General features: G+C 40.7%; 19 protein-coding genes. 17 read left to right on the forward strand and 2 right to left on the reverse strand.

All coding sequences use genetic code 11. From position 1 onward, the window contains the following. The first annotated feature begins 726 nt into the window (after window positions 1-726). The 15 genes from hpsA (at window position 727) to H6G97_RS00475 (ending at window position 21,182) form a co-directional block, all read left to right on the forward strand. Complete coding sequence (gene hpsA, locus H6G97_RS00405; RefSeq protein ID WP_338421540.1) at window positions 727-5,568, forward strand: hormogonium polysaccharide biosynthesis protein HpsA; 4,842 nt, start codon at window positions 727-729, stop codon at window positions 5,566-5,568. Window positions 5,569-5,593: 25 nt separating this feature from the next. Then, entirely contained in the window at window positions 5,594-6,331 is a 738-nt protein-coding gene (hpsB, locus tag H6G97_RS00410; protein ID WP_190938781.1) for a hormogonium polysaccharide secretion pseudopilin HpsB, read from the forward strand. 127 nt (window positions 6,332-6,458) lie between these two features. After that, window positions 6,459-7,451, forward strand: coding sequence for a hormogonium polysaccharide secretion pseudopilin HpsC (hpsC, locus tag H6G97_RS00415; RefSeq protein ID WP_190938782.1), 993 nt, complete (start codon window positions 6,459-6,461; stop codon window positions 7,449-7,451). Between the two features lie 46 nt (window positions 7,452-7,497). Next, window positions 7,498-8,196, forward strand: a complete 699-nt coding sequence (locus H6G97_RS00420; RefSeq protein ID WP_242054757.1) for a pilus assembly FimT family protein — start codon at window positions 7,498-7,500, stop codon at window positions 8,194-8,196. A 196-nt stretch (window positions 8,197-8,392) separates the two neighbouring features. Next, window positions 8,393-9,361: a hormogonium polysaccharide biosynthesis glycosyltransferase HpsE gene (hpsE, locus tag H6G97_RS00425; protein ID WP_190938784.1), complete on the forward strand. Its 969-nt coding sequence runs from the start codon at window positions 8,393-8,395 to the stop codon at window positions 9,359-9,361. 12 nt (window positions 9,362-9,373) lie between these two features. Beyond that, window positions 9,374-10,441 (forward strand): hormogonium polysaccharide biosynthesis glycosyltransferase HpsE, encoded by a 1,068-nt coding sequence (gene hpsE, locus H6G97_RS00430; protein ID WP_190938785.1) that lies wholly within the window; start codon window positions 9,374-9,376, stop codon window positions 10,439-10,441. 82 nt (window positions 10,442-10,523) lie between these two features. Next, complete coding sequence (locus H6G97_RS00435) at window positions 10,524-11,579, forward strand: glycosyltransferase (RefSeq protein ID WP_190938904.1); 1,056 nt, start codon at window positions 10,524-10,526, stop codon at window positions 11,577-11,579. After that, on the forward strand, window positions 11,545-12,111 hold the full coding sequence (locus H6G97_RS00440) for a type II secretion system protein (RefSeq protein ID WP_190938786.1): 567 nt from the start codon (window positions 11,545-11,547) through the stop codon (window positions 12,109-12,111). Before H6G97_RS00435 ends, H6G97_RS00440 begins: the two co-directional genes overlap by 35 nt. 32 nt (window positions 12,112-12,143) lie before the next feature. Then, window positions 12,144-12,791, forward strand: coding sequence for a TIGR04282 family arsenosugar biosynthesis glycosyltransferase (locus H6G97_RS00445; protein ID WP_190938787.1), 648 nt, complete (start codon window positions 12,144-12,146; stop codon window positions 12,789-12,791). Window positions 12,792-13,160: 369 nt separating this feature from the next. Continuing rightward, window positions 13,161-14,003 carry a hormogonium polysaccharide biosynthesis protein HpsJ gene (gene hpsJ-B / locus H6G97_RS00450; protein WP_190938788.1) on the forward strand — a complete coding sequence of 281 codons (843 nt, stop codon included), beginning with the start codon at window positions 13,161-13,163 and terminating at the stop codon, window positions 14,001-14,003. A gap of 109 nt (window positions 14,004-14,112) precedes the next feature. After that, on the forward strand, window positions 14,113-15,021 hold the full coding sequence (locus H6G97_RS00455; protein WP_190938789.1) for a glycosyltransferase family 2 protein: 909 nt from the start codon (window positions 14,113-14,115) through the stop codon (window positions 15,019-15,021). 479 nt (window positions 15,022-15,500) lie between these two features. Then, the gene (locus H6G97_RS00460; protein ID WP_190938790.1) at window positions 15,501-16,262 is read left to right on the forward strand and encodes a DUF502 domain-containing protein; all 762 of its coding nucleotides are present in this window, start codon (window positions 15,501-15,503) and stop codon (window positions 16,260-16,262) included. Window positions 16,263-16,411: 149 nt separating this feature from the next. After that, complete coding sequence (gene nusB / locus H6G97_RS00465) at window positions 16,412-17,053, forward strand: transcription antitermination factor NusB (RefSeq protein WP_190938791.1); 642 nt, start codon at window positions 16,412-16,414, stop codon at window positions 17,051-17,053. A gap of 232 nt (window positions 17,054-17,285) precedes the next feature. Next, complete coding sequence (gene ftsY, locus H6G97_RS00470) at window positions 17,286-18,938, forward strand: signal recognition particle-docking protein FtsY (RefSeq protein ID WP_190938792.1); 1,653 nt, start codon at window positions 17,286-17,288, stop codon at window positions 18,936-18,938. Window positions 18,939-19,790: 852 nt separating this feature from the next. Continuing rightward, complete coding sequence (locus tag H6G97_RS00475; RefSeq protein WP_190938793.1) at window positions 19,791-21,182, forward strand: SpoIIE family protein phosphatase; 1,392 nt, start codon at window positions 19,791-19,793, stop codon at window positions 21,180-21,182. 571 nt (window positions 21,183-21,753) lie between these two features. On the opposite strand, the gene H6G97_RS00480 is transcribed toward H6G97_RS00475, so the two are convergent. Continuing rightward, complete coding sequence (locus tag H6G97_RS00480) at window positions 21,754-23,037, reverse strand: ankyrin repeat domain-containing protein (protein ID WP_190938794.1); 1,284 nt, start codon at window positions 23,035-23,037, stop codon at window positions 21,754-21,756. Between the two features lie 296 nt (window positions 23,038-23,333). Between H6G97_RS00480 and H6G97_RS00485 the strand changes: the two genes are divergently transcribed. Beyond that, the gene (locus tag H6G97_RS00485) at window positions 23,334-23,804 is read left to right on the forward strand and encodes a DUF4079 domain-containing protein (protein WP_190938795.1); all 471 of its coding nucleotides are present in this window, start codon (window positions 23,334-23,336) and stop codon (window positions 23,802-23,804) included. A 50-nt stretch (window positions 23,805-23,854) separates the two neighbouring features. On the opposite strand, the gene H6G97_RS00490 is transcribed toward H6G97_RS00485, so the two are convergent. Then, complete coding sequence (locus H6G97_RS00490; RefSeq protein ID WP_190938796.1) at window positions 23,855-24,529, reverse strand: DUF1997 domain-containing protein; 675 nt, start codon at window positions 24,527-24,529, stop codon at window positions 23,855-23,857. Between the two features lie 178 nt (window positions 24,530-24,707). Here H6G97_RS00490 and H6G97_RS00495 point away from each other — a divergent pair, with 178 nt between their 5' ends. Then, window positions 24,708-25,367 (forward strand): NAD(P)H-binding protein, encoded by a 660-nt coding sequence (locus tag H6G97_RS00495; RefSeq protein WP_190938797.1) that lies wholly within the window; start codon window positions 24,708-24,710, stop codon window positions 25,365-25,367. Window positions 25,368-25,573: the final 206 nt, after the last annotated feature.

The raw sequence follows: 25,573 nt of genomic DNA on the forward strand, positions 1-25,573 counted from the left end.
TAACGAGTTAAGCCTTAGAGGTTGTTTGAAAAGTGTTTCGCTGTGACTTTAGGCACTTTTAGCTCCCCCCTAACCCCCCTTAAAAAAAGGGGAACCAGAGTCAAAGTCCCCCTTAAAAAGGGGGATTTAGGGGGATCTAAAAATTTTTCCTACCAACAACAGGATTTTTCAAACATCCTCTTAACTAAACCGTATTGGAGTATAAGGGAAGTAGCTAAGGGTTTAGGTTTCTAATTACTGAATCAATTCTCTACTGAATAATTAGTAATTAACAAAACCAATATGAACAACAAGATTCCCGGCTTCACTAAGAAGCCGGGAATTTTATCTGAGAATCTGATTATTTTACATCAAGATGATATCTTTCTTTAACAAATGGGTATCATAAGCTTACTCTCCTAACAACGTCTTCATATATTTCCCCCTCAACTAAAATACATTTACGCAATTCTACTGTTAACTTAGGCTTTGATTGTTTCTCAGACTTGAATTAAATAATTCTCAAAAAATCAGTATTTCCCGGATAAAATGAACGATTCATAAATGATATAACTTTAAAATAAATTGTATTTTGTTGCGGCTACTCTATTTGGAATTTATTAAAACCAAACGCAGTAGTTAGATAAATATAACCTTATATTTTGCCTGTTAAAACACTTAATAGGCATAGATTAAGATGTCAAAAAAATAAAAATTCGCTAAAAACCACTTGACAGGGAAGCTACCATGTCTCGAAAACGCCAGCTAATCAAAACATTTCAAAAAAACTTCAAACAAATTCGCAAGCAGTTTTTATCTGCAATTAACAAGCAACTCATTTGGCTATTGCGGACTATTTCTGGTACTCAAAGAAGACGCGGATCAGTTAATTCTGGATTTATTTTACCAACAGTGGCGATGGTGACTTTGGTCGTCGTGCTTCGCAAGCAGTTTTTATCTGCAATTAACAAGCAACTCATTTGGCTATTGCGGACTATTTCTGGTACTCAAAGAAGACGCGGATCAGTTAATTCTGGATTTATTTTACCAACAGTGGCGATGGTGACTTTGGTCGTCGTGCTGTTAACAACCGCACTTTTATTTCGGTCTTTTGAACGTTCTAAAAACGCTAGCAATGTCCGGGTGAATGAGGCTGTGCTTAACGCCGCTACCCCAGCAATTGATCGTGCTAGAGCAAAAATAGATGCACTACTAAAAGACCCAACACTACCACGAGGAACTCCCTCTGATACTGCCTTATATGATGCTATTAAAAAAGACAAATATAGGCTTGGTGATGAGACTCGCCTAAAGTTGGCTTTTGACATTAACGGTGACAACACCATTGACACTAGTAGCGCTTTAGAGAACGATGAAACATTAAAAGCAGCTTGGAAATATGCCGTTGACACAGACAATAACGGCAAAAAAGACACTTTTACTCTTTATGGAATCTACTTTCGTACACCACCTAGAAACAGCAATGGAACATTTAGTCGTGAAAGAAAAGCTCTAGAAGCTAGAACCCCACCGATGGATGGTAGCTCAAACCAGAATTGCGGTAGTGCAAGCGGTTCCTCTAGCTTAGTGGGCAACTCCAGTTGGTATAAGTTAAACAGTGGCAATCTGGGTAAAAGCTTCTTTGTTTATAGCGTTAACGTGCCAATTACTAACTTAGGCAGCCTAAGTGAAACAGAATACGAACCATACAAAGGTAACAAAAGCGTTGTCGCACTAGAATTTCAGCAAGACCGCACTCGCATTCCCCTTTCAAATAATGCTGTTTGGTTTGAAAACGATCTGGAAGTCATAGTAGGTAGTACAACGTTGTTGCTGAATGGAAGAATTCACACAAATGCCAACTTACTAGTAGGTGTCATTGACAGTGGTGGTAATATAACTTTCCGACAAGTTAGCAGCAAAACATCTTGTTTCTACAATCAAGAAAACGGGCTGATTGATGTTGGCGGAAATGTCGGAAATGGTAGTCTTGCTCAAAATAATACTGGTACAAGTGTAAACGTTGACCTTTATCAAGGTTTTGGCAACGGCATTACCACAGATTATATTAACGACACCAATAAATCTACAAACAGAACTGGTGGTGCGGAAATTGGATTCAACGATGCAGCATTCAATAAGCGTATTGCTGCAATGAAGACTACCGCGAGCGGTTTATGCACAACGTGTTATGCCGCAGCTACAACTACCGGTAGTGCCCTCAAAACTGCTGTTAATGCTAGTGGTTATCCAAGCGATGTGAAAACTAACGTCACAGCTAAAGTACTGGATACTGATGATGGAAACACAGCTAAAAATATCCTCTCAGATGAAATAGAAATTTATCTGCGAAATCGTACCCGTAGAGTACCCTTTACAGAAGTATCAGATGCCACAGGAGGAGATCAAACAGCTTCATATACCGCTATTACTGCCAGTTTAGAACCTCAACAAACCTGGAGAGAGCCAGTAAACGCTAGTAATCAGTTTACTGGTGCAACAGCTACTACTTTGACTACTTCTCAGCTAGAGGCGACATATCCAGATTTACAAAAGAAAGAAGGCGTTCAGACCAAATTAGGCGATCGCATTTTAGTAGGTAACAACTTACCTGCTTTATGGCTAAAAGGCACTGAATATGTTGGCTCAGAAGCTAACCAGTTAATTAGCAGTGGTGGTAGTGCTGTTAATTGGACTAGACCAACTGGTTCAGATGCTCAACAAAGATGGCGTAATACTCAAATACAAGCTGTTACAGACCTGGGTCTATCAGACCGAAATGGTTTTTGGGAAGAAAATGCCACAGTAAATCCTGTAAACGATTTAGATAGTGTAGGTGGTGTACGGATTGTTACTGGTGCAGGTATTTATGTAGATGGAGCTGGTAGTGTTCCAAACCTAATAACTGGCCCGTTTTACCCACGAGATAATATTACACTTGGTTCATTTTTAAAAGCTCCTTATCTAAGTAATACTCCTCCTACAGTTGATACTACAATTGTTTGGCCTGACACAATGCCAATGTCAACACCTGCAAATGGTCGCTCAGGTGATCTCAAAATGCGAGCCACGGCTGTTTATCACTACAAAGTAGACTATGGCGTTGACCAAGAACCAATCGCTTGCGTAAGCAGCTACTACGATCCCTCGACCGCAGATACAGCTAAAAACAAAGTTAATCAAAATGTTGGATATGGTGTAGATCCTCTCAACGGTCGTTCAAACAATGGCGTTGTTTACAATTACCCGGCAAATGGAAGAACCACATATTTCACAATTAACAAAACTCGTCTACAACGACAAGCCAACTTGAAATTCCCTAACGGGCGTTGGGTTAATAAACCTTTACAAGATGCTTTAACAAAAATTGGAACTGCTACTACAGTACCTAGTACTGGTTTGCAGCTAGCTGATTATTCAGCAATAGATACAGCACTTTGTGCTATTTCCATTTTCAGTAGTCCAACTAGTTTCGTTACTACTCCTACTAACCAGCCTCAACACGGTGCAATCAAAGAAGCATCTTTCTTGGATGCCAGGGAAGCAAAGCAGATTAGTGCCTCAAGCACATCAAGCACATACGACTTAGATTTAGAACAGCGCCAACCCCTAGAAGTTCGGGTAACTGACATTGATTTAGGTTCACTAGCTAGCACAGCAATAACGGCAAACGAGTATTTATTACCTTATAGCGGCATTATTTACGCCTCTAGAGATGATGCATTGCGCGATGCGAGTGAGTCATACATTGAAGGTAATGTAAGTAGCACATCTAACTCAGAGTTACTCAGCCCGACTGATTTTAAACTTGACCCTACTCGCCGGCCAAATGGCATCCGCCTGATTAATGGGGGAACTTTAGCGAGAACTAGTACCAATGCTTACAATGCCAAAGAAAAAGGTTTGATTTTGGTAACAAATTTACCCGTATATATCAAGGGTAACTTCAATTTGCATCGCACAAGTACAAGTAGCACCACCGAAATTGAGGAATTTACAGTTTTAGCAAGTACCGACTTCTATGGTCGCAGTACTCGCGAAGATAGGTTTGCGTGTCGTCCAGGAAGAACAGGTTGTCCTACTAATGGAGGTGACTTTTGGAGACCAGCAACAATTATTGCCGATTCCATGACCTTAGTATCTGGGTCATTTCAAGATGGTGTGCGTAGCCGAGGCGATTATGATCTGAACAATAATACTGGGATTAAAGTTGAGGATACCGCCGATACCCGAAGAATAAATCGCCTGAAAAATGGCTTTTGGGAAAATAACTTTCTTACCAGTACCTATTGGCAATCCACCGTCAGCGGTGAGATAAATTATCCCGACACGAGTTTAGGCTCTTACGCACTAAATGGGGTAACACCAATTCAAAGGAGGATTAATAACTCTACCCTTACAAGTAACCCTGGAGAGTACTTAATGGAAGTATGCACCAGGCTCCCGGTTTCTGATTGTGGCCCAGGTGACTGGTATGTTGATCCATTAACTAGCCTTAAAGCATCTGCGGTTATAGGTCAAGCCTTCAGTATCAGTACACATAAGGCTGGTACAACTGCTGTACCTGCTGCTTCAGAATATTCACGCTATGCTCGTCGGGTCGCCTTTAAACGTAATACTACTTCTAACGAATTGGAGGATCAAGGAAGTAATAAATATATACCTTTGGGTATAGATCCAGTTGGGGATATGATCAAAGAGTTTCCTTATACTTCAGGAAATTTACCAAGACCAAGGCGAAATGCTCTCTGGTTTAGAACATCAAATGACGCATCTGTAGCAAACTTAGGACAAGTAAGTTACGACTTTGACAAAAGACTGTACTATTACCTTCCTATTGATGGTGACGGCGATGGTAATCCCGATTTAACTGGTCAGCCGCTATTAGTCCCAGTTTTGCAGATTCATGACGCAAACAGTACCTCTGGCATCAGGGGTGATACAACAACCCAAACTGAGTTTAGAGGTAAATGGATACAACAACCCAGTGATAACACTACTATATATAATGCAACGTTTGTATTGGGTAATAGCCCCAGTAGATCAGCTGAAACCTCAGCAGGTTTCCAAAACTTTGTACGATTTTCAGAAAACTGGGATGGTAGAACAGCCAAAATTAGTGGCAGCTTTATTCAATTGAAGCGGAGTACTTTCGCTACAGGGCCAATTTCACCTATTTTCGCTGCAAGAGCAGCAAGCTCAGGAAACAATGCAACTCTTACCAATAATCTCAGCCTTTTTGACTATGCACTAGACACTTATCCAACCCCGAACGGCTCAGGTCTGTTACCTTTCTACAACGCACCAACAAATAGAAGTTGGGGGTTTGATGTTGGTCTGTTGTCAGAGCAACCAGACTTGTTTGCCCAAAGGTTTACCTTACCTCCAGCAGGTCGGCCGAATGAGTACTTTAGAGAAGTTGGTCAAGATGATACCTGGGTGAAAACATTGCTCTGTGCTGGTGAAGCTAGTAACCAGACAGGTATTGCTACAACAGGAGTGACAGTAACTTATGCAAATGCAGTTTCTAACGAATATCGCCAGGGCTGTCCATCTGCATCAATACCATCTGACTTGCCACCGTCATAAATGCTGTAAATATTGGTAAATTGCGATGTTGATAAGGAAACAAGTTAAGAAACAAACATTACAGACAGCAGAAGTGGGCAAGATACATCTGTCTTACCTACGAAACAGGCAAGGGGGTTTCACTATTATTGAATCTTTGGTAGCGATACTTGTAGTTAGCATTTTCCTGTTAGCGATCGCCCCAGTTCTTTCCCTGTCAGTAGCAACCCGTGTACAATCCAAACGAATAGAATTAGCTACTCAAGCTGCCAGATCATACATTGATGGGGTGAAGACTAAGAAAATTTTGGCCCCATCTGGGCCAACCACCGCTACCACCCTAACAGCAACTAGCGCCCCTACAGCGACGGGAACACTCACCTGTGCTACAACTTCAACCCCTACAACTACAACCCCTGTAGAGTCTAAATTCTGCTCAACTCCAACACCCCCAACAGGCACATCTTTATACTGCATAGATTTTGATGGCAGTGGTACCTGTGAAAAGACCAGTGTTACAGATATGGTTGTACAGGGTTTTCGTCCAAATAACAACCTTTCCACCGCAGGATACGCTTTAGGAGTGCGGGTTTACAGGGCTGATGCTTTTAACGACAGTATAGCTTTACTCACAAGTAATTCTTTACCCAATAATAAACAAGCTACTTTCACTGGAGGTGTCGGTCAGCGCAAAATACCTTTAGTAGAGATGACAACAGATATCAACGACACTGAGCCTAAATACAGCGACCTTTGTGCCCGCTACACAGGTGGTTGTAATTGAATTTTAATTAGACTTCTTGCAAAACTTCTAATTTTACACTCTTTCTCTGCACCTCTGTGTGAGGCAAACAACTATTTATGCAAGAAGTTTATTCTTAAATTTTTGTCAATAAAAGGGAAACGACAGCATGATAGGCTCACTGAAATTTATCCTAAATACTCAATTAAAACGCTCTGGAATAAATAAGACAATTAGCGGCTTTACCCTGATTGATCTGCTAGTAGCTATGGTAATGGCAGTATTAATCATAACGCCTTTAATGGCTTTTATGATTAATATTCTAGAAGGCGATCGCAAAGAACAAGCCAAGGCAACTTCTGAGCAAGAAATCCAAGCAGCATTAGATTATATCGCTCGTGACTTACAGCAAGCTGTTTACATCTATGATGCTGATGGTACTACTAGAAACACAAATACTACTACTATTACTAGTTCAGGCATTGCAAACCAAATACCACCACTCAAATCTGCACCTAACTGTAACCCTACTACTGGCAGTAGTCCGAGTGTTTGCACACCAATCCTTGTTTTTTGGAAACGTGAACTTATAGCTGATAGCGTTGGGATTAGTGGCACCAGTCAGACTGGTACAAATGCAGATGATGGCTTTGCTTATTCATTGGTAGCATACTACTTAATCACAAATCCAAATCAGACCACCAACTCTACCTGGTCTAAAGAAGCACGAATTGGCAGGTTTCAACTTCGAGGCGCGGTGAATGCAGCTAATGTTAATACAACAGTAAGTACAGATGATAGTGGATTTAGTACACTACCACTAAATAAGACTGGTGCTTCGCTCAAAGAAAAGATGAATCAATGGCAGGCTGCATCAGGCACTTATGCTCAACGTGTAGAAACTTTGATTGATTACGTTAGCACCACTGCACCACCTAGCGCTAGCGCTGCACCTTGCTCTAGTCCAAAACTTGTAGGCAGCCAAACAAGTGGATTTTTTGCTTGTGTCGATGCCACTGAAGTCTTAGCACAGGTGTACATCAGAGGCAATGCACTTGCTCGTCTGCAAAATAATAACTTAGCTTCCACTGATAACTTAAAAAGTTATTTTCCAAGTTCGAGCATTCGAGTGCAAGGACGCGGATTTTTATTTACTAAATAACCTCTTGCTAATAAATCAAAGGTATTGTATGCATGGCGCAGCTTTATTGAGTATAAATAAAATTCCTAAACAATTTTTAGTAGAAACACCGAAGCAAGCATCTTTGGCAAACAAACTTCGCAACACATCTGCATACTTCAATAAGGATGCTGGTTTTAGCCTGATAGAATTAATAGTAGTAATGCTCATGGTAGGAATTTTATCAGCGATCGCAGCTCCTAGTTGGGTTGCCTTTGTAAATCGACAGCAGATAAATAAGGCTAACGACGCTGTGTTAGGCGCACTGCAAGAAGCACAGCGCCAAGCTAAAAACAAAAAACTTAGCTACACTGCCAGTTTTCAGAAAAATACCACAACCCAAAATGTAGAGGTTGCTATTTATCGTACCGATGCTGGAACCCCTATATGGAAAACTTTAGGGGCGGATGTAGGGCTTAACTCTAATAAATTGCTGCTAGGTACAAATCTTAGTGGTGAAAACACTGCCAATTCTACAACTAATTCTCCTGTATCTTATCTTACCCCAAGTACACCAGTAAAAATTACCTTTGACTATATTGGGGCTTTACCAACTGCAAATTTTGGAACAGCTATACCCCCTTCGACAGAGACACCTGGATTAAAAATAGTGGTAGCATTACCTAGTTCGGCAAATTCAACATTGCCTAATAGCGTAAAACGATGTGTCATTGTAAAAACTCTCTTAGGCTCAATGCTCACAGCAAAAGATGATAAATGTAGTTAGATACTTTATGCAGCAATTTTCATTCAAAAATACGCAATAATACTGTACATAAAACTGCACGTTGATAGCAAAATTGAAATATCGGGTGCAGTTTTAATCTTTGATATATCTAAGAGCCAGTAATAAATTAGACCATTGGCTGAACATATAAATAAAAAACGTCGTAATCAAAATATCAAAATGCAGCTTTTGTTAAATGAATGAAAACCTTGATATTACTGTAGCTATCCCAACTTATAACGGTGAAAGTCGTTTACCTGAACTACTAGAACGACTGCAAAACCAACTTCACACGGAAAATTTATCTTGGGAAATTATAGTTATAGACAACAACAGCACTGATAATACAGCTAAAGTTGTTCAAAATTATCAAAATAATTGGCAGTGTCCTTATCCCTTAAAGTATTGCTTTGAAGCAGAACAAGGCGCAGCTTATGCCCGAAAAAAGGCAATTGCAGAAGCTAAAGGTAAATTCATAGGTTTTTTAGATGATGACAACTACCCAGCATCAAATTGGGTATCAGCAGCTTATGCTTTTGGTGAAAAATATCCTCAGGCGGGAGCTTATGGCAGCCAAATTCATCCTGACTGGGAAGTAGAACCACCAGAAAACTTTCAGCGAATTGCTCCATTCTTGGCAATTACAGAGCGGGGTAATTTGCCGTTATTATATGAAACAGCGAAAAAATTACTCCCTCCTTCTGCCGGACTTGTTGTCCGTAGGCAAGTCTGGTTAGAAAATGTACCAGATAATCCTATTTTAACTGGTAGAGCTAAAGGCAATATGCTTACTAGTGAAGACTTAGAAATGTTGTCTTATATTCAAAAATCAGGATGGGAAATTTGGTATAACCCAGAAATGGAAGTTTTTCACAAAATTCCAGAGTTCCGTTTACAAAAAGATTATTTGATTCCCTTTTTTAAAGGTATTGGACTTAGCCGCTATGTAACTAGAATGATTAATGTTAAACATATATATAGACCAATTGCTCTTTTAGTCTATATGGTAAATGACCTGCGTAAAATTATTTTGCACTTCTTCAAATATGGAACTAGATTGAAAACTGATTTAGTAGCTGCTTGCGAAATGCAACTGTTTTTAAGCAGTTTAATTAGTCCTTTTTATCTTTGGAATAATGGGTATTTAACTAAAAAACACAATTAAAAAATAATATATATGGAAAAATATGGACTTGAAAAAATAGATTTTACTATAGCTATTCCTACATATAATGGAGCAAAACGTTTGCCCAAAGTTTTAGATTTGCTCCTGAATCAGGCAAAGGTAGAAAATCTAAATTGGGAAATTATTATTATTGACAATAATAGTAAAGATGAGACGAAGAAAGTAACTGATGATTACCAAAGAAACTGGAATCAAAACTTCTCATTGAGGTACTTTCAGGAAAAACGACAGGGAATAGCTTTTGCCAGAATACGAGCTATCAATGAAGCTAGAGGTGAGTTTATTGCATTCATAGATGATGATAATCTAGCATCATCTGATTGGGTTTTCCAAGCTTATACTTTTGGCAAAGAACATCCTCAAGCTGGTGCCTGGAGTGGTCAAATCCACGGTGATTTTGAAGTAAAACCCCCAGAAGAGTTTACAAAAATTCAAGCCTTTTTAGCCATTAGGGAACACGGACTACAACCATATTTATTTGATGCAGATAATTTAAGACTTCCTCCAGGTGCTGCATTGGTAGTTCGTAAGCAAGCTTGGTGTGAAAGTGTTCCTGAAGAATTAGTTTTTAAGGGTAGACTGAGTAAATTGATGGTTGGTGGCGATGATACAGAAGCTCTCTTATATTTGCACAAAGCAGGTTGGGAAATCTGGTATAATCCTGCGATGCATATCAATCATCAAATTCCATATTGGCGGTTAGAAAAAGATTATTTACTAGTGCTAGCGCGTGGATGTGGTCTGTGTATTTTCCAATTACGTTTGATTAATGCTAAAAACTGGCAAAAACCAATAGTTTTAGTCAAAACTATCTTGGGAAATTTACACCGAGTATTACAACATCTTATTAAGTATAGAGGTCAATTAAATACTAATTTAATTGTACTTTTTGAAATTAATTTTTATTTGGCTAGTATGATAAGTCCTTTTTATTCTCTTAAATGGAAGTTAAACAGAATTTTAGGAAATACAACAAGGGAGCATCCACTTTTGGAAGAAACACCGGGCGATTGGAAATCACGGCTACACAGACTAAGCCTGCCTGCGCGGGTTTTATAGAGTCTACGCAGGTGGACTTCGTATAGCCCCAGACTTTTAGTCTGAGGGCGATCTACTAAAAGTGGATGCTCCCTACAACAAGATGATTAAATCAATTTTGGATGTAACAATGATTTCTGTAATTATCCCAGCTTACAATAGCGAAAAAACCATTAAAGAAACAATCCAATCTGTTTTGAATCAAACTTTTGCTAACTTTGAATTAATTATAATAAATGATGGTTCGCAAGATTCAACGTTAGATATTATCACACAAATTGAAGACCCTCGAATAAAAGTATTCTCTTATGGTAACGCTGGCGGCAATGTTAGTCGTAACCGAGGGCTAAACCATGCAGTCGGAGAATTTGTTAGTTTCTTAGATGCAGATGATGTTTGGACACCGAATAAACTTGAATTTCAATTAAAAGCTCTGCAAGAAAATCCGACTGCAAAAGTTGCTTACAGTTGGACTGATTATATTGATGTGAATGGTAAATTTGTATTTTCAGGTAAGCGCATTAATCTAAATGCAAATATTTATGAAACTTTATTGCTAAGTAACTTTCTAGAGAATGGCTCTAATCCCTTAATTTGTAGAGAAGCTTTAATTACATTAGGTGGGTTTGATGAATCTCTAACTGCTGCTCAGGATTGGGATATGTGGCTACGATTAGCTTCTAAGTTTGATTTTATATGTGTACCATCTGTACAAATCTTATATCGCATAAGTGCTAATTCACTTTCTTGCAATCTTGTCAGACAAGAAAAAGCCTGCTTGCGTGTGCTTGAGACAGCTTACAAGGAAAGACCTTCAACAGTTAAGGATAGTTGGAATATAAGCCTAGCAAATTTATACAAATACTTGACCTGTAAAGCTCTACAAACGCCGTTTAATCGACCAAAAGGTTTGGCATCGGCTAGATTTCTGTGGAAGTATTTTCTTAACGACCCTTCAAGACTTGAGAACATAAATTTCACTTTAAAATTGTTATTGAAAAGTGTCATAATTTTTACCTTGCCCACCTTACTCTACAGTATTATTAATCGTCGCGAAGTAATAAGCCAAGAAACGGAAGGATTGCTCAATATCTGGGGAACTGAAAATAGCACAGAAAGCAAAAATGGGTATCCAGGTGCATTTACGATCTCTAATTAATGCAAACAATCTCTGCAATAAGCACTCTAACAGTGGTTTTACTTTACCAGAGATGTTAGTAATTGTTGTATTAGTTGGTATATTAGCTACATTGGCAATACCCAATTGGGTGGCTTTTGTGGACACTCGTCGTCTAAACACTGCCCAAAACGAGATTTATTATGCGATACGCCAAGCCCAAAGGCAAGCTACCAAAGAAAAATTGACTTGGCAAGCCAGCTTTCGTGAACAAAACGGTATTCTTCAATGGGCAGTTCATCCTGTTACAGTAAACCCATCTAGCGCTAACTGGAATAACTTAGATGCCAATGTACGCTTAGATTCAGAAACGACCTTACAAATTTCCAATGGTGTTAGGCAAATTAAATTTAATTACAAAGGTAATATTGTTTCGTTACCACGAAGCATAACTATTTCTAGTAAGTATGGTGGTAAAGTTAAGCGTTGTGTCTACATCTCTACAATTTTAGGAGCAATGCGAACGGCAAAAGAGCGACCTAGAACTAATAATGAGGGTGATTATTGCTATTAAGATATTATTAGTTTATTCAAACAAGGTATTGCGTGCTGAACTTACCAGCAAACTCAAAACTACACCTGATTATTTTTACTCGCTATCCAGAACCAGGTAAGACAAAAACCCGATTGATACCTGCTTTAGGAACTGTTGGTGCTGCCAATCTTCAACGGGAAATGACTGAATATACAATATTTCAGGTTCAAGAATTGCAAAAAGCAGCAGCTATATCTGTAGAAGTGCGGTTTGCAGGTGGCAATTCGCAACTCATGAAAGACTGGCTGGGGTTAGATTTGGTTTACCAATCTCAAGGTGAAGGGGATCTGGGTTCGCGGATGGCGCGATCGCTTTTTGAGGCTTTTCAATCTGGTGCAGAACAAGTTATTATCATCGGCACAGATTGTCCTAGAGTGAATGCCCAAATTTTAGCAACAGCCTTTGAGAATTTATACACTTTTGACCTTGTACTTGGCCCTGCGATCGATGGTGGATATTACTTAATTGGTTTGCGCCAACCCATCCCGGAGTTATTCGTTAACGTCGAGTGGGGAACTGCTCAAGTATTCCAGAAAACCTTGGACATTGCCCAAAAACTTAATTTATCATACGTGAGCTTGTCGCCTTTAGCTGATGTTGACCGACCGGAGGATCTACCGATTTGGGAACAAGCCCTCGCAGGGAAGATGGAAAAATAAGGGAGATGAGAAAGGTATAGCAATTTTTGTATTTATGCAAGACGCATTAGGGGCGCACAGATATGCGCCCCTACAAAATACCTATATTACAACCGATTGAGAACTGTAATAAGGAAAATCGAGTAACTAATGTAATGAGTCTTTTCCTCCAGCCCCGCATCATGTTCGTATATTAAACCACTACGAATTTCCTGAAGACACTGGGCATAACAAATGTTACTGTGGTCTAGTTGAAAACCAAGAGGCAGATAGCCTTTACCAGTAATGAATCTGCTTTGTGTTTCTACACAATAGTCACGGTCATAGGCACAATATTTAAGTACCTTGAAATATGAAAATCACTCGTATTCACCGCCAGTTTGAAAAACTATGGTTAACCGTTTTACTTCCGTGACTACTGCTCTCACACTGAAGGTAGTTGGAATCATCTGCATTTTGTCCTTTTTCGTTGACTTTTTGATTCTATTGTTACCCTTTCAACCTACTGATCGGGTATGGCAAATCAACTTAGCAACGGCGCTAGTTGATCGGGGAATTGTTCCTTTAGTAGGTTTAGGGCTTCTATTTGCTGCCTATTGGATCGAGAATGCTGATGCAGAAAGCGATCGCCCCCAAGGTATAAATTTAAGATTTCCCGCCTTGATCATCTCAAGTATTTTAGGGTTGATGTTTTTGCTGATTTTTCCCTTGCACCTAAATAACGTCAATCAAGCTAAGACTCAAACACTCAACCGAATCACCCAAGAAGCAGATCAGGCAGAAAATCAACTGAACACTCGATTATCGCAATTGCAAGCACAACTGAACACCGAGCAAGGAAAAGCGCAGCTAGAGCAGCTGCGAAACCAAACCAAAACTCAGTTTAGTGAAATCCTCAAAGATGATCAAAGATATAAGCAAGCACTTGAAAGCGCTCAAATTCCCGCAAACATTAAAGAGTTGCTGAAGAAGGCGAAAACAAATCCTCAAGTACTTGACAAAGCTATTGAACAACAAACAGATATTCAGACGCTGCAAACTCAACAACTGAGCCAAGTTCGTCAGCGCAGAGACGAGGCGCTGCAACAAGCTAAAGATACTGCTTGGAAGTCTGGACTGCGAATTGGAATTAGCAGTTTGCTGTTGTCTATTGGTTACATTATCATCGGCTGGACAGGCTTAAGAGGTAGGGGTGCTGTACAAGGTGGTAAACCTAGAGCCGCTGCCCGCTAATCCACTATTGGCATGGCAGTAGGACGTATCCTGTACTGCCATGTACGCAACAGCTAATAACAATAAAAAGGCAATTATCACTCAGTAAAATCTCTATAAAACTTGGGTAATGTTCTCAATTTACATACTGACATATAACGAAGAGCTAGATATTGCTGCTTGTATAGAATCGGCGATGCTATCAGATGACATCATTGTTGTAGATTCATGCAGTAGCGATCGCACTGTGGAAATCGCTAATCGCTATCCCATCCGCGTCGTCCAGCACGCTTTTGAAAGCCACGGTCGTCAACGCACCTGGATGTTAGAGTCTATTCCTCCGAAGCACGAATGGGTTTACATTCTCGAAGCTGACGAGCGCATGACTCCAGAACTATTCGCAGAATGCCAAAAGGCAAGTCAGAATTCAGACTACATTGGTTACTACGTAGCGGAACGTGTCATGTTCATGAATCGTTGGATTCGCTACAGCACACAGTATCCTCGTTACCAAATGCGCCTCTTTTGCCACGGTAAAGTCTGGTTTACAGACTATGGTCATACTGAGCGGGAAGTTTGTGACGGTGCAACTAGCTTTTTAAAAGAAACATACCCCCACTACACTTGTAGCAAGGGTTTGAGCCGCTGGATTGAAAAGCATAACCGTTATTCCACGGATGAAGCCCAAGAAACTTTGCATCAGTTAGAACAAGGAAAGGTGAACTGGCGAGATTTATTCTTTGGCAAATCGGAAGTCGAAAGACGGCGTGCCTTAAAAGATTTGTCCTTGCGTTTACCCGGCAGACCGTTGCTACGATTTGTATATATGTATTTTATCTTAGGCGGGTGTTTAGATGGACGCGCCGGAGTTGCTTGGTGTACATTGCAGGCATTCTACGAATACCTGATTTTGCTCAAAGTCTGGGAAATGAAGTATCAACCAAAACCTAATTTGGAAGCAACGGCAATTTTGGCACAAGAGAGTACACAACAGTTGCAGTGCGCCAATTCTGAAACTACACAGGTTGATGTGGCATAAAGGGGAGTGGGGATTTCTGCGATCGCCGAATCATTAAAGTAGCACCCCTGTGCTACTTCACCGTGTTTTACATCTAAACAAAAACCACTATGATAAATTAATATTTTTAACAGAACATTTTCATAAAAGCCGCTTCTGCTCAAATGGGAGTGACTGACCAGATAAAATAATTTCTTAGTTTACCTGGTGGTACTTTCACAATTATGAGCAGCTTTTGATTGAGCGCGGTAGATTAGTAATACTTAAAGACTTGCAATAATCATTTACAAGTCTTACGAAGAAAAGTAACATCCTCTAAGAATAACCAGCCGCTAGCGGATTGGTTAATGTCTATGTGTATGCTTGTAGGAAAATAGCTGATTTCCAGCAACAAGTACGTCTTTTTGCGGCAGCAGCCAAGCTGCTAGCGTTTTGGACAGTTACTTGCTGGCAGAAAATGCCTAAAGTTAAAGTCTTCGGAATTTGACGAATCTGCTGGTATGGATACCAATAACAAAAGTTCCTCTAGCTTAAAACAGGAGAATCGGGGCTTGGTAATCGATCGCCTAAAACAGGACTTAAAAAACGACCTGATTGCTGGTTTGTTGGTAATAATTCCCTTAGCAACCACTATCTGGCTGACAATTACCATTGCTACTTGGGTAATCAACTTCCTCACCCAAATTCCTAAACAACTAAATCCCTTTGATGGGTTAAACCCAATTTTAGTAAATTTGCTGAATTTATTAGTGGGACTGGCTGTACCACTATTAAGTATTTTACTAATGGGCTTGATGGCTCGAAATATTGCCGGACGTTGGTTGTTAGATTTTGGTGAGCGCCTATTACAGGCAATTCCTTTAGCGGGGCAGGTATACAAAACTCTTAAACAGCTTTTAGAAACAATATTAAAAGATTCTAATGGCAAGTTTCGCCGTGTAATTTTGGTAGAGTATCCTCGCCGAGGAATTTGGGCGATCGCCTTTGTCACTGGTGTAATCAGCAGTGATATCCAAGCTCAGATGTCTCGCCCTGTGCTAAGTGTTTTTATCCCTACCACCCCGAATCCAACTACAGGATGGTACGCAGTCGTTCCTGAAGACGAGGTAGTAAACCTCTCTATATCCATTGAAGACGCTTTTAAAATAGTTGTATCAGGTGGCATTGTCGCCCCTAATACGCCCTTGGTTTTCCCCGAATCCACACTGGAAGTGAAACACGACGAAATCAAGCAGCAGGTTATTCCTGTTGAAGAAACGTGAAGAAACCAGGAGGCAGAAGGCATCTGGAATCAATCTGGCAAAGTCACAAGCCTATACGTAATAATATTGTTTTACTTTGCCAAAATTGATATAATTATAGGTTTGTCATGCCAAATTAATCAGTTCTCCCCCAATCACCCCCCATTTTTATGCAACCCCGTAAACCCCAGCAAATTGCTCGTGAATTGGCGCTTTTAAGCCTGAGCCAATTGCCAGTCAACCCAAAAAAATTAGATAAATTGGAAGACGATCAACTAGTATCCAAGTTGGTGCTAGGAGCTGTACGCACTCTGACCTCAGAAGTGCAAGATACCCTCGATAATGCCGCAGGTGAACTGCAACGCAGTAACGATCGCCTCTTAAGTAGCCAAACTCGTGCTTCTGATATCAATACTGCCAGAACAATGCTTCAAGAAGCGATCGCCTGCACGCAGACAGCAATCAATCAGTTGGGTACGGCAGTTGATTTCCCTGTATTAATCCAGTTAGCTAACCAGGACAAGGGAGTTCGGAATTACGCTAAAGAGCTTGTGATTACCGTCAACGAAAATCGACACATTATAGATGAACTCATTTCTACTGCTTTAGTACATTGGCAAGTAACTCGCCTCGCCCAAATTGACCGCGATATCCTGCAAATCGCTGTGGCAGAAATGAAGTTCTTAGGAGTTCCAGACAGTATCGCCATCAACGAAGCTGTGGAACTAGCTAAACGCTACAGTGGAGACGATGGTCATAGATTTATTAACGGTGTTTTACGCCGAGTGACTGAGCAGAAAAAAACTGCATAGTACTGCTGTGTAATTTGTAATTACTATACTGCTGTGGAGACAAGTCTGTAGCCGCTTCTGGGGTTTCCTCTGAGGGCAGAATTTTCGGAGGGAAGCCTCTGTTTTACAGATTCTACTCAAACTGGCGTTAAAAGGTGAGGATAACCCGGAAGTTTTCACCCCAAGAAAAAGTGCAAAGTTAAATTAAACTCATAACTTATAACTAATAACTCATATAAACAATACTGCTGCAATGGTTTTTAATTGGTTCCGTCGTCAATATAACGATTCCTCTGACACCCCCCCCGCTCAGAAACAGGAAGAAACTCTTCCTGTACAAGAACCCCAACCAGAGCCAGCCGAAACGTCAACACCAACTGCTGAAACTGCGCCAGACACAACGGCAGACTTGTTGGCATTTGCTAAAGCTGCCTACAAAAATATTCAGCAAAAACAACAAGTCGAGGTAGTAGAAACCCCACCTGATTCAGCAGATAACTCAGCACAACTTGAAACCGTAGAAACACCAATTGCGGAAATTACTGAACCAGAAACAACTGAAGAACCTGTTACTACGACCCTAGAAACAGCACTGCCAGACGTTATCCAAGCTGCTACCGAGGAAGAAATTACAGAAGATTCCTCAGTGGCAGCAATTGCTGAAGAGCCAGATGTTTCCAGCCCAGAACTCACAGCAAATGAAGCTGAACCAACTCCCACCGAACTAATAACGCCAGAGGCAGCACAACCAACAGCACTATCTTTCTTAGAACGAGCGGCGGCAGAACGGCAAGCCAAGCTAGAACAACTAGTAGCCACCGCCATTGAAGTTCCAGAACCGGAGGTAGTACAGCCAGTAGCTACAACCTCAGATACAGAAGAGGGAATTCCCGGATTGGTATTTGATGATGGGTTTGTCTGGTCGGCGAAGGTTTTGGCAGCTCAAGGTAGAAATCCAGAAGACGTTTCTATTGAAGAAATTACCTGGCTGAAAAAGCTCCGGCAAGGGTTAGATAAAACTCGTCGTAGTATTCTCAACCAACTAAAGGCGATCGTTGGTCAAGGGCCGCTAAACCAAGCTGCTGTGACGGAAATTGAGGCATTGCTTTTGCAAGCTGATGTGGGTGTAGAGGCGACAGACTTTATTATCAATGCCTTACAGACAAAACTTCGAGAAGAAGTTACCGCACCTGAAGAAGCGATTGCTTACCTGAAAAAAATCCTCCGGGATATCTTGGATGCGCCAAGCAAAGCATCCCACAAAACTAGCTTTACTCCAGAAAAAGAAACCTTAAATATTTGGTTAATCACCGGGGTGAATGGTGCCGGTAAAACCACCACCATCGGCAAAATTGCGCACTTGGGACAAAAATCTGGCTATAAATGCTTGATTGGGGCAGCAGATACCTTCCGCGCCGCTGCTGTGGAACAGGTAAAGGTTTGGGGTAGTAGAAGTGGTGTGGAAGTAATTGCCAATCCGGGAAAGAATACAGATCCGGCAGCAGTTGTATTTGATGCGATCGCCGCCGCCCAAGCACGTCAAACCGAATTACTTCTTGTAGATACAGCTGGACGACTGCAAAACAAGAAAAATTTAATGGACGAACTCGGTAAAATACGGCGAATTATCGACAAAAAAGCCCCAAATGCCAAAGTAGAATCTCTTTTGGTTCTAGATGCCACTTTAGGACAAAATGGACTGCGGCAAGCTGAAGTCTTCTCTCAAGCTGCCCAACTGAGTGGCGTTGTCTTAACCAAGCTAGATGGTACCGCCAAAGGCGGTGTTGCCCTTGCCGTTGTGCAGCAGCTAGGTTTACCCATTCGCTTTATTGGTGCTGGTGAAGGAATTGAAGACCTACGCCCCTTTTCTAGCTATGAGTTTGTCGAAGCTCTCTTGAGTGGCTAATTGAAAAACTTGGAGTTAAAAATTTTTCTTGACAAACTCATAAATTTAGGGATAACTGATCTGGTATTATCACTTGAACTAGCTAGAAACGACATGCTGGAAACAGATCAAGTTCTAAAATTATTGAGTTTGTCACCATAAATGTGTGACTTTTGCTCAATTTTCAAGCTTGTCAAGTTTAAATTGACGGGTAAGCAAGTTCATAGTAAGTCTTTTGTCGCTGACTCAAAAGATTAAATTATCTCATTTTTATCCCGTTTCAATGGGTTAAATTTTTGCATCTTTAGCAACTCAAAATTTGCAAAATGAGAAATTTAAAATGGAATAATTCAATCTTGGCGATTATTCTAGCAATTATGGTGTATAAATTAAGTATTTGAAAACTTATTTACATATTCTCTGATTAGGGAATGAATGTAAGTCTGTTTTTTAGCAAACAAAGCTAGATTTGACAGCTTCTAGAGGTTTTAACTCAAAATATTTCTAGCCTCCTAATTGCCTCTAACCAAACAGTGAATCGAAAGCACCATAAATTATTCTTTGAATAAAGTATTTTTATGACTTTAGAGATATGCTTTGGGAATAAAGTTATGAAAAAATGAAGAGCTTTCTGAACTATCAGCAAAACTAGTAATTTTTACGGTATAGGCTGGGACTAAAAATACATGATTTGAAATCACTAAAATTCCATCAAAAATATAAGAAGCAAATAAAATACTGCTAAAATTTGCGCGTTACGTCTTTATACTCTTGCTAAAATGACAAGTCTTGCCTAAATATGGTTTAGCAATGCCATAGGCAAAAGATTTATAAGTAATCTAAAATCTGCCAATATAAAGTGCAATAGTACCTGTGCCTGTGTCTCAACTGCCCTCTCAACCCACTGACAGCAATAGTAGTGCCGCGACAGATGTCACACCAGTCGTGGCACTTAAAGAACTCGTGGCAAGGTTGCACCGGGAACAGAATAAAATTCAAGATTTGCTAAGTTCTTTAGGATTTGCCCTGAGAAGTTTCAATAATTTGAATCAGTTCTTAGAACTTATCCCGCTGATGGCAACAAGAGTAACAGATGCAGACGGTAGCGCCTTGTTTCTCTACAAACCTAATGGTCAAGTCAGGTTAGAACAGTTACATTGGCAAGATAGTCGTCAGCGAAAGGATATCCGCAAAGCGCTAGAAATAGCCAGCAGTCAAATTACCCTAATGCCCAATAGTGCCCCCCTAGCCAATGCCACGGGGATTTTGGATGACCAGATGCATCGCTATTTGGGGCCAGATGTGCAAATCTTTGGCACGGCGATTCTAGTAAAGCATACAGAACGAGGATGGCTCTATGTTTTAAGCCGCGATCCAGAATATAGTTGGACAGAAACTAGACAAAAATTAGTTAGGTTAGTGGCAGACCAAACAGCAGTAGCGATCGAAAACGATGAACTAGCTGTAGAACTAAGAAAAAAAGAACGTCTAGATCAAGAACTAGAAATTGGTGCAGAAATTCAACGACGACTTTTGCCACGTCAATGCCCCATAATTCCTGGTGCAGTCCTGGCGGCACGCTGTAAACCTGCCAATCGCGTCGGCGGAGACTACTACGACTTTATTGCTACCAATCACAATAAGATTCAACCCAAGATTAAAAGCGGCACGGAAACTAGTTGCTGGGGTTTGGTTATTGGAGATGTCATGGGCAAAGGTGTCCCAGCAGGGCTGATTATGACGATGATGCGGGGAATGTTACGGGGAGAAGTGCTACATGGCAATTCCCCAGCCCGAATTCTGCAAAACTTAAATAGAGTTATGTATGCGGATTTAGAAAATTCCCACCGTTTTATAACGCTATTTTACTCAGAATATAATCCCCATAACCGAATTTTGTCTTATAGCAATGCGGCACATAATCCTCCCTTGTGGTGGCACGCGGCGACAAAAACTGTTAGCCGTTTAGATACTCTAGGAATGCTAATCGGTTTGGACGCTAACAGCCAATATGAAGATGCCCAGGTACAGTTAGAGCCTGGGGATACAATTATTTACTATACAGATGGCTTGACTGATGCTGCTGCCGCTGGTGGCGATCGCTTCGATGAAGATAACTTTGTCGCTGGCTTCAATACAGCTTGCAAATACTGCGATGGCCCAGAGGAGATTGTAGATTACCTTTTTGACCAAGTTCAGCAATTCATTGGTGATGATAAGCAAAACACTGATGATATGACACTAGTGGTTATGCAAATTTTATAGTAATTAGCCATTTTTCCTTGGTCAAGTCATCAGTGAATGGTTAAAGCTGATGGTGACTGGGGATTCACGACAGTAATTCTACTAAATTTAATTTTTTATTTTTTCTTTAAATTTCCGTAGCGATCGCCTAAATAGTCGCATATTAAGCTTTTTTAGCGAGTTGTCTATATTCAGCCTTTAGGGGGATACATAAAAAATGATCCTTACAATACTTTTTCGTTAAAGTAAAAACTATATATTTTGCACATCTAGCACAGTAGGAAACGTCAAGGGGGAAAGCAGGTAAAAGGTAAAAGGCACAAGGTAAAAAGTAAAAGGTAAATTTACTTCTTCATTTTTGCTTTCTTTCTATTCTTGTGACACAAGCATTTAGCCTGCTCCCTCTTGGCGTTTTAATTTTTCCTTTCTCCGCCGTAACAAGTTCACAACAGTTACGACGGAGTTTTGCTTTCTTTGTTTCTTCGGTCTAGACTTAGCTGTTTTAAACTTTCTCGTTATTTAAGTTATTAACCTTCATTTAATGATTTGTCAAGATATTTCTGAAAATATTTTAGATGAAGAATTCAGATGGCTATTCTTGCGCCCCAGCTTTTTGTAGACTCCGCACCACATTTTTGTAACCATTAAATTCTGCAATCATCAAAGCAGTATAACCGCCGCGGTTTTTCAAATTTATATCTGCCCCAGCTTGCACTAATAACTGCACAATTTCGCTATAACCTGCTGAGGCAGCCCACATTAATGATGTTGCCTTCGCTGAGTCTTGAAAATTCACATCTGCTCCTTTTGCCAGTAGCAAATGTATAATCTCTGTGTGCTTGCGTTCGGTTGCCTTGATCAAAGCAGTTTTGCCATCATCCCCCGGAGTGTTGATATCAGCACCATAGTCTAGCAACACTTGCACCGTTTGGGTGTGTCCTTGTGATGCCGCCAACGTCAAAGGTACTTCACCAAGATTTTTCCCATTAATATCTCCTCCAGAACGCAGCAGTGCCTCAACGATATGGCTGTGTCCTTGCAACGCTGCTACAAGCAGTGGCGTATCACCCAGATGGTTCTTAATTTGGACATCTGCACCCTTATTAAGTAACACTTGCACAACATCAATGTAGCCTTCTACAACAGCAAGATGTAAGGCAGTTTCACCATCTTGATCTTGGGAATTAATTTCAGCACCTCGATCTAGTAAAGCTGCTACGATCACACTATGTCCACCTGCTGCTGCTGCCGATAATGCAGTTCCACCATCGGCATTTTTCAGATTCACATCAGCCCCCGCCGCCAGCAGTGCTTCCACAGCCTCCAGATATCCCAAATCTGCCGCTAATGTTAAGAGTGTTTCACCCTCCTCATCTGGAATATTGACATCGACACCAGTTTGAAGAATTGTTTGTAAAACTTCTATTTTTCCCTGTTTAACGGCAAGTTTCAAGGCAGTATCATCATCTTTATCTGCGATATTAACTTGGGCACCAGCAGCCAATAAAACTCGCACTACATCGATATAACCTTTGAGTACTGCTGCCATTAAAGCTGTGCTGCCATCTTCATTAGTGGCATTAACATCAGCACCTTTGGATAGTAAAAGCTGCACAATGTCAAGCTGTTTGGCACTAGCAGCCAACATCAATGCCGTCAAACCATATAGTTTTCTGGGCAAGTTAATATTTGCCCCAGCATCCAGCAGCGATCGCACAATTTCGGTATAGCCTAAATTAGCAGCAAACATTAATGCCGTAGTGCCTTGGCGATCGCACGCGTCCACCTTCGCACCAGCAGCCAGTCGCGCACACAGCCCCTTGATATCGCCACTTTTAGCGGCTTTTAGCAGCAAAGTATCGTTGTTTTCAGTCATGAATGAGATCCCACACAGGGGTTTTGTTCGTCTACCCTCAAAATTTAGTCTGAGATTGTTTATCCACTTTGGCAAGAGGGTTATGCAATTAAAAATTGAAAATTAAAATTAAAAATTAAGAAACGCAGTCTTGGCAAGCATTCTATCTATTGATTGGATGCAAATTAAAGGTAAGGGAGGCTTAACTCTTGTCTTCTCTCCTCATCCCTTAGACTCTTTTAATTTGTGCAACATTAAGCACACAAAATAGAGTTATGCTAATTTTTATGAAGATTTAATAATTAGGCGAGAACACGATGAGTCTGGAACTTTCTACGTCGGTAAAATATTGGCTGAACTTTTTTCACCCGGTGCTCATGTGGGCGCTATTAGTATTTTCAATTTATGCTGCCTACTTGGGGCTGCAAGTACAGCGTACCAGAAATGCTCAGGGAGAAGAAAAGAAAGAATTGATTAAAGGTAAGTATAACGTCAGACACTACCAAATCGGGTCTATACTCCTAGCTTTGATGGTGACAGGTGCGATCGGCGGGATGGCCGTTACTTACATCAATAATGGTAAGTTGTTCGTCGGGCCTCACCTACTAGCAGGATTGGGTATGACGGGTTTGATAGCATTTTCTGCTGCCTTGTCCCCTTATATGCAGAAAGGGGCAAATTGGGCGCGTGCAACTCATATTTTGATAAATTTCACGCTTTTGGGACTTTTTGCTTGGCAGGCTGTTACTGGGGTGCAAATTGTCCAAAGAATTCTCACTCAAGCATAGTAAGTAGTCCTTTGTCATTTGTTTATGACAAATGACAAAGGGCTATTGATTCAGTGCTTTTGCTTAAAATTAGCAGCAAACGGTATTTCTAAAGATTTATGAAAATCTTCCTGGACTTTGCGAGTTAAGCGACGGGAGACTTGGCGGACGATTTGGTTAAGTAAGCGATCGCCTGTAGATTGAATTATAGACTTGGGTAATCGCTGAATAAATCGGGGAAAGTGAAGATAAACTATCAAATCCAATTCCCATTCAACTCTTGTAACCTCGGCAATATTACTGCAAGCATCGTTTCCGATTAACTGTAGAGATGCCCGATAGTCTACGTCATAACCAGGCGGCTGGTAGTCAGGAATGGGGATTGTACGGATGCGGTAAATACCCTCATCTGGGGGCAACAGTTCCAAACCAATTTTCGGTTCTACTTCATAACCAAAAGAACCAAAACGACCAATTGTTAAAGCATAGCCATTTTCCCCAAGTGATTGTACCTTCATAGGTTCAGCGCAGCGCGAAAACCATGAGGCATGAGCATTAAGATACTCAGCAACCTTCTCTACTGGGGCAGCCATTTCCATAAAATCTTGATAACGACCGTAAAATTTTGTGAGCGTCGCTACATTTGTTTGTGTTAATGTGTCCTCGCCTTCTTCTTGGCTGGACGCTACAGGTAAAACTGCTTCTGTTATTTCCCAGGATTTATATTCGCCTTTTCTTGAAAGCATAAAAGCATTAATGTATACATTGGCGTTCGTCTATATTAATGATTCCCCACACACCTGGGTCATTTCGCATTCAGATTCTATTTTGACCGAAACCTCATGAATCTGCCATCACCTCCATAGAATTACTAAAATAAAGAACTGAACAAGCACACAATAGTTTCCCAGGATAGCATTTCTCATGAAAGCATTTGTAGCAGGGGCAACCGGTGAAACAGGTCGTCGGATTGTGCAAGAATTGATAGCGCGGAATATTCCTGTCATAGCCCTGGTGCGGGATATAGACAAAGCTAGGGGTATTCTGTCTCCTGAAGCCGAATTAGTGATAGGCGACGTATTACAACCAGAAAGTTTAACTGCGGCATTGGGAGATAGCACAGTTTTGTTGGTTGCGACTGGGGCAAAACCTAGCTTTGACCCCACTGGCCCCTATAAAGTGGATTTTGAAGGGACTAAAAATTTAGTAGATGCCGCTAAAGCAAAGGGAATTGAGCATTTTGTCTTAGTTTCGTCTTTGTGTACTTCAAAGCTTTTTCATCCGCTGAACTTGTTTTGGCTAATTTTGTTGTGGAAAAAACAAGCTGAAGAGTATATCCAGAAAAGTGGTCTTACTTATACGATTGTGCGGCCTGGTGGGTTGAAAAATGAAGATAACTCTGACCACATTGTGATGCAGAGTGCAGATACACTGTTTGACGGTAGCATCCCCAGGCAGAAAGTGGCCCAAGTTGCTGTTGAGGCTCTGGTTGAAGCAGATGCATGCAATAAAATTGTTGAGATTATTGCCAAACCGGAAGCAGCCTCGAAAACCTTTGGGGAATTATTTGCTAACGTTGTTTGATGAAAAAGTTAGGAGACGCGATTAATCGCGTCTGTACAAATTCCTTACTTCTAAATTGAGTGAAGCGAGTGATGAACTTTGTCAGAATGAGTTCGTCAATCATTGTTGCTAGCAAAGAGAGCGAATTTGAAGGAGTCGGACTCTGAAAGGCTTTGAATTCAAAGGTGTTGAAAAACTTATTGGCCCAATAGCCGCCCTTCTCGGCT

The sequence above is a fragment of the Nostoc flagelliforme FACHB-838 genome, from assembly GCF_014698065.1.
In the GTDB taxonomy this organism is placed as follows: domain Bacteria; phylum Cyanobacteriota; class Cyanobacteriia; order Cyanobacteriales; family Nostocaceae; genus Nostoc; species Nostoc flagelliforme_B.

Bases quoted from the DNA above. Each gene is read 5' to 3' on its own strand.
- H6G97_RS00480 (WP_190938794.1), bottom strand. From the start codon at position 23,037: ATGACTGAAAACAACGATACTTTGCTGCTAAAAGCCGCTAAAAGTGGC.
- hpsC (WP_190938782.1), top strand. From the start codon at position 6,459: ATGATAGGCTCACTGAAATTTATCCTAAATACTCAATTAAAACGCTCT.
- ftsY (WP_190938792.1), top strand. From the start codon at position 17,286: ATGGTTTTTAATTGGTTCCGTCGTCAATATAACGATTCCTCTGACACC.
- hpsA (WP_338421540.1), top strand. From the start codon at position 727: ATGTCTCGAAAACGCCAGCTAATCAAAACATTTCAAAAAAACTTCAAA.
- H6G97_RS00490 (WP_190938796.1), bottom strand. From the start codon at position 24,529: ATGCTTTCAAGAAAAGGCGAATATAAATCCTGGGAAATAACAGAAGCA.
- hpsE (WP_190938785.1), top strand. From the start codon at position 9,374: ATGGAAAAATATGGACTTGAAAAAATAGATTTTACTATAGCTATTCCT.
- hpsE (WP_190938784.1), top strand. From the start codon at position 8,393: ATGAATGAAAACCTTGATATTACTGTAGCTATCCCAACTTATAACGGT.
- hpsB (WP_190938781.1), top strand. From the start codon at position 5,594: ATGTTGATAAGGAAACAAGTTAAGAAACAAACATTACAGACAGCAGAA.
- H6G97_RS00495 (WP_190938797.1), top strand. From the start codon at position 24,708: ATGAAAGCATTTGTAGCAGGGGCAACCGGTGAAACAGGTCGTCGGATT.
- H6G97_RS00485 (WP_190938795.1), top strand. From the start codon at position 23,334: ATGAGTCTGGAACTTTCTACGTCGGTAAAATATTGGCTGAACTTTTTT.
- H6G97_RS00460 (WP_190938790.1), top strand. From the start codon at position 15,501: ATGGATACCAATAACAAAAGTTCCTCTAGCTTAAAACAGGAGAATCGG.
- H6G97_RS00435 (WP_190938904.1), top strand. From the start codon at position 10,524: ATGATTAAATCAATTTTGGATGTAACAATGATTTCTGTAATTATCCCA.
- H6G97_RS00440 (WP_190938786.1), top strand. From the start codon at position 11,545: ATGGGTATCCAGGTGCATTTACGATCTCTAATTAATGCAAACAATCTC.
- hpsJ-B (WP_190938788.1), top strand. From the start codon at position 13,161: ATGGTTAACCGTTTTACTTCCGTGACTACTGCTCTCACACTGAAGGTA.
- H6G97_RS00455 (WP_190938789.1), top strand. From the start codon at position 14,113: ATGTTCTCAATTTACATACTGACATATAACGAAGAGCTAGATATTGCT.
- nusB (WP_190938791.1), top strand. From the start codon at position 16,412: ATGCAACCCCGTAAACCCCAGCAAATTGCTCGTGAATTGGCGCTTTTA.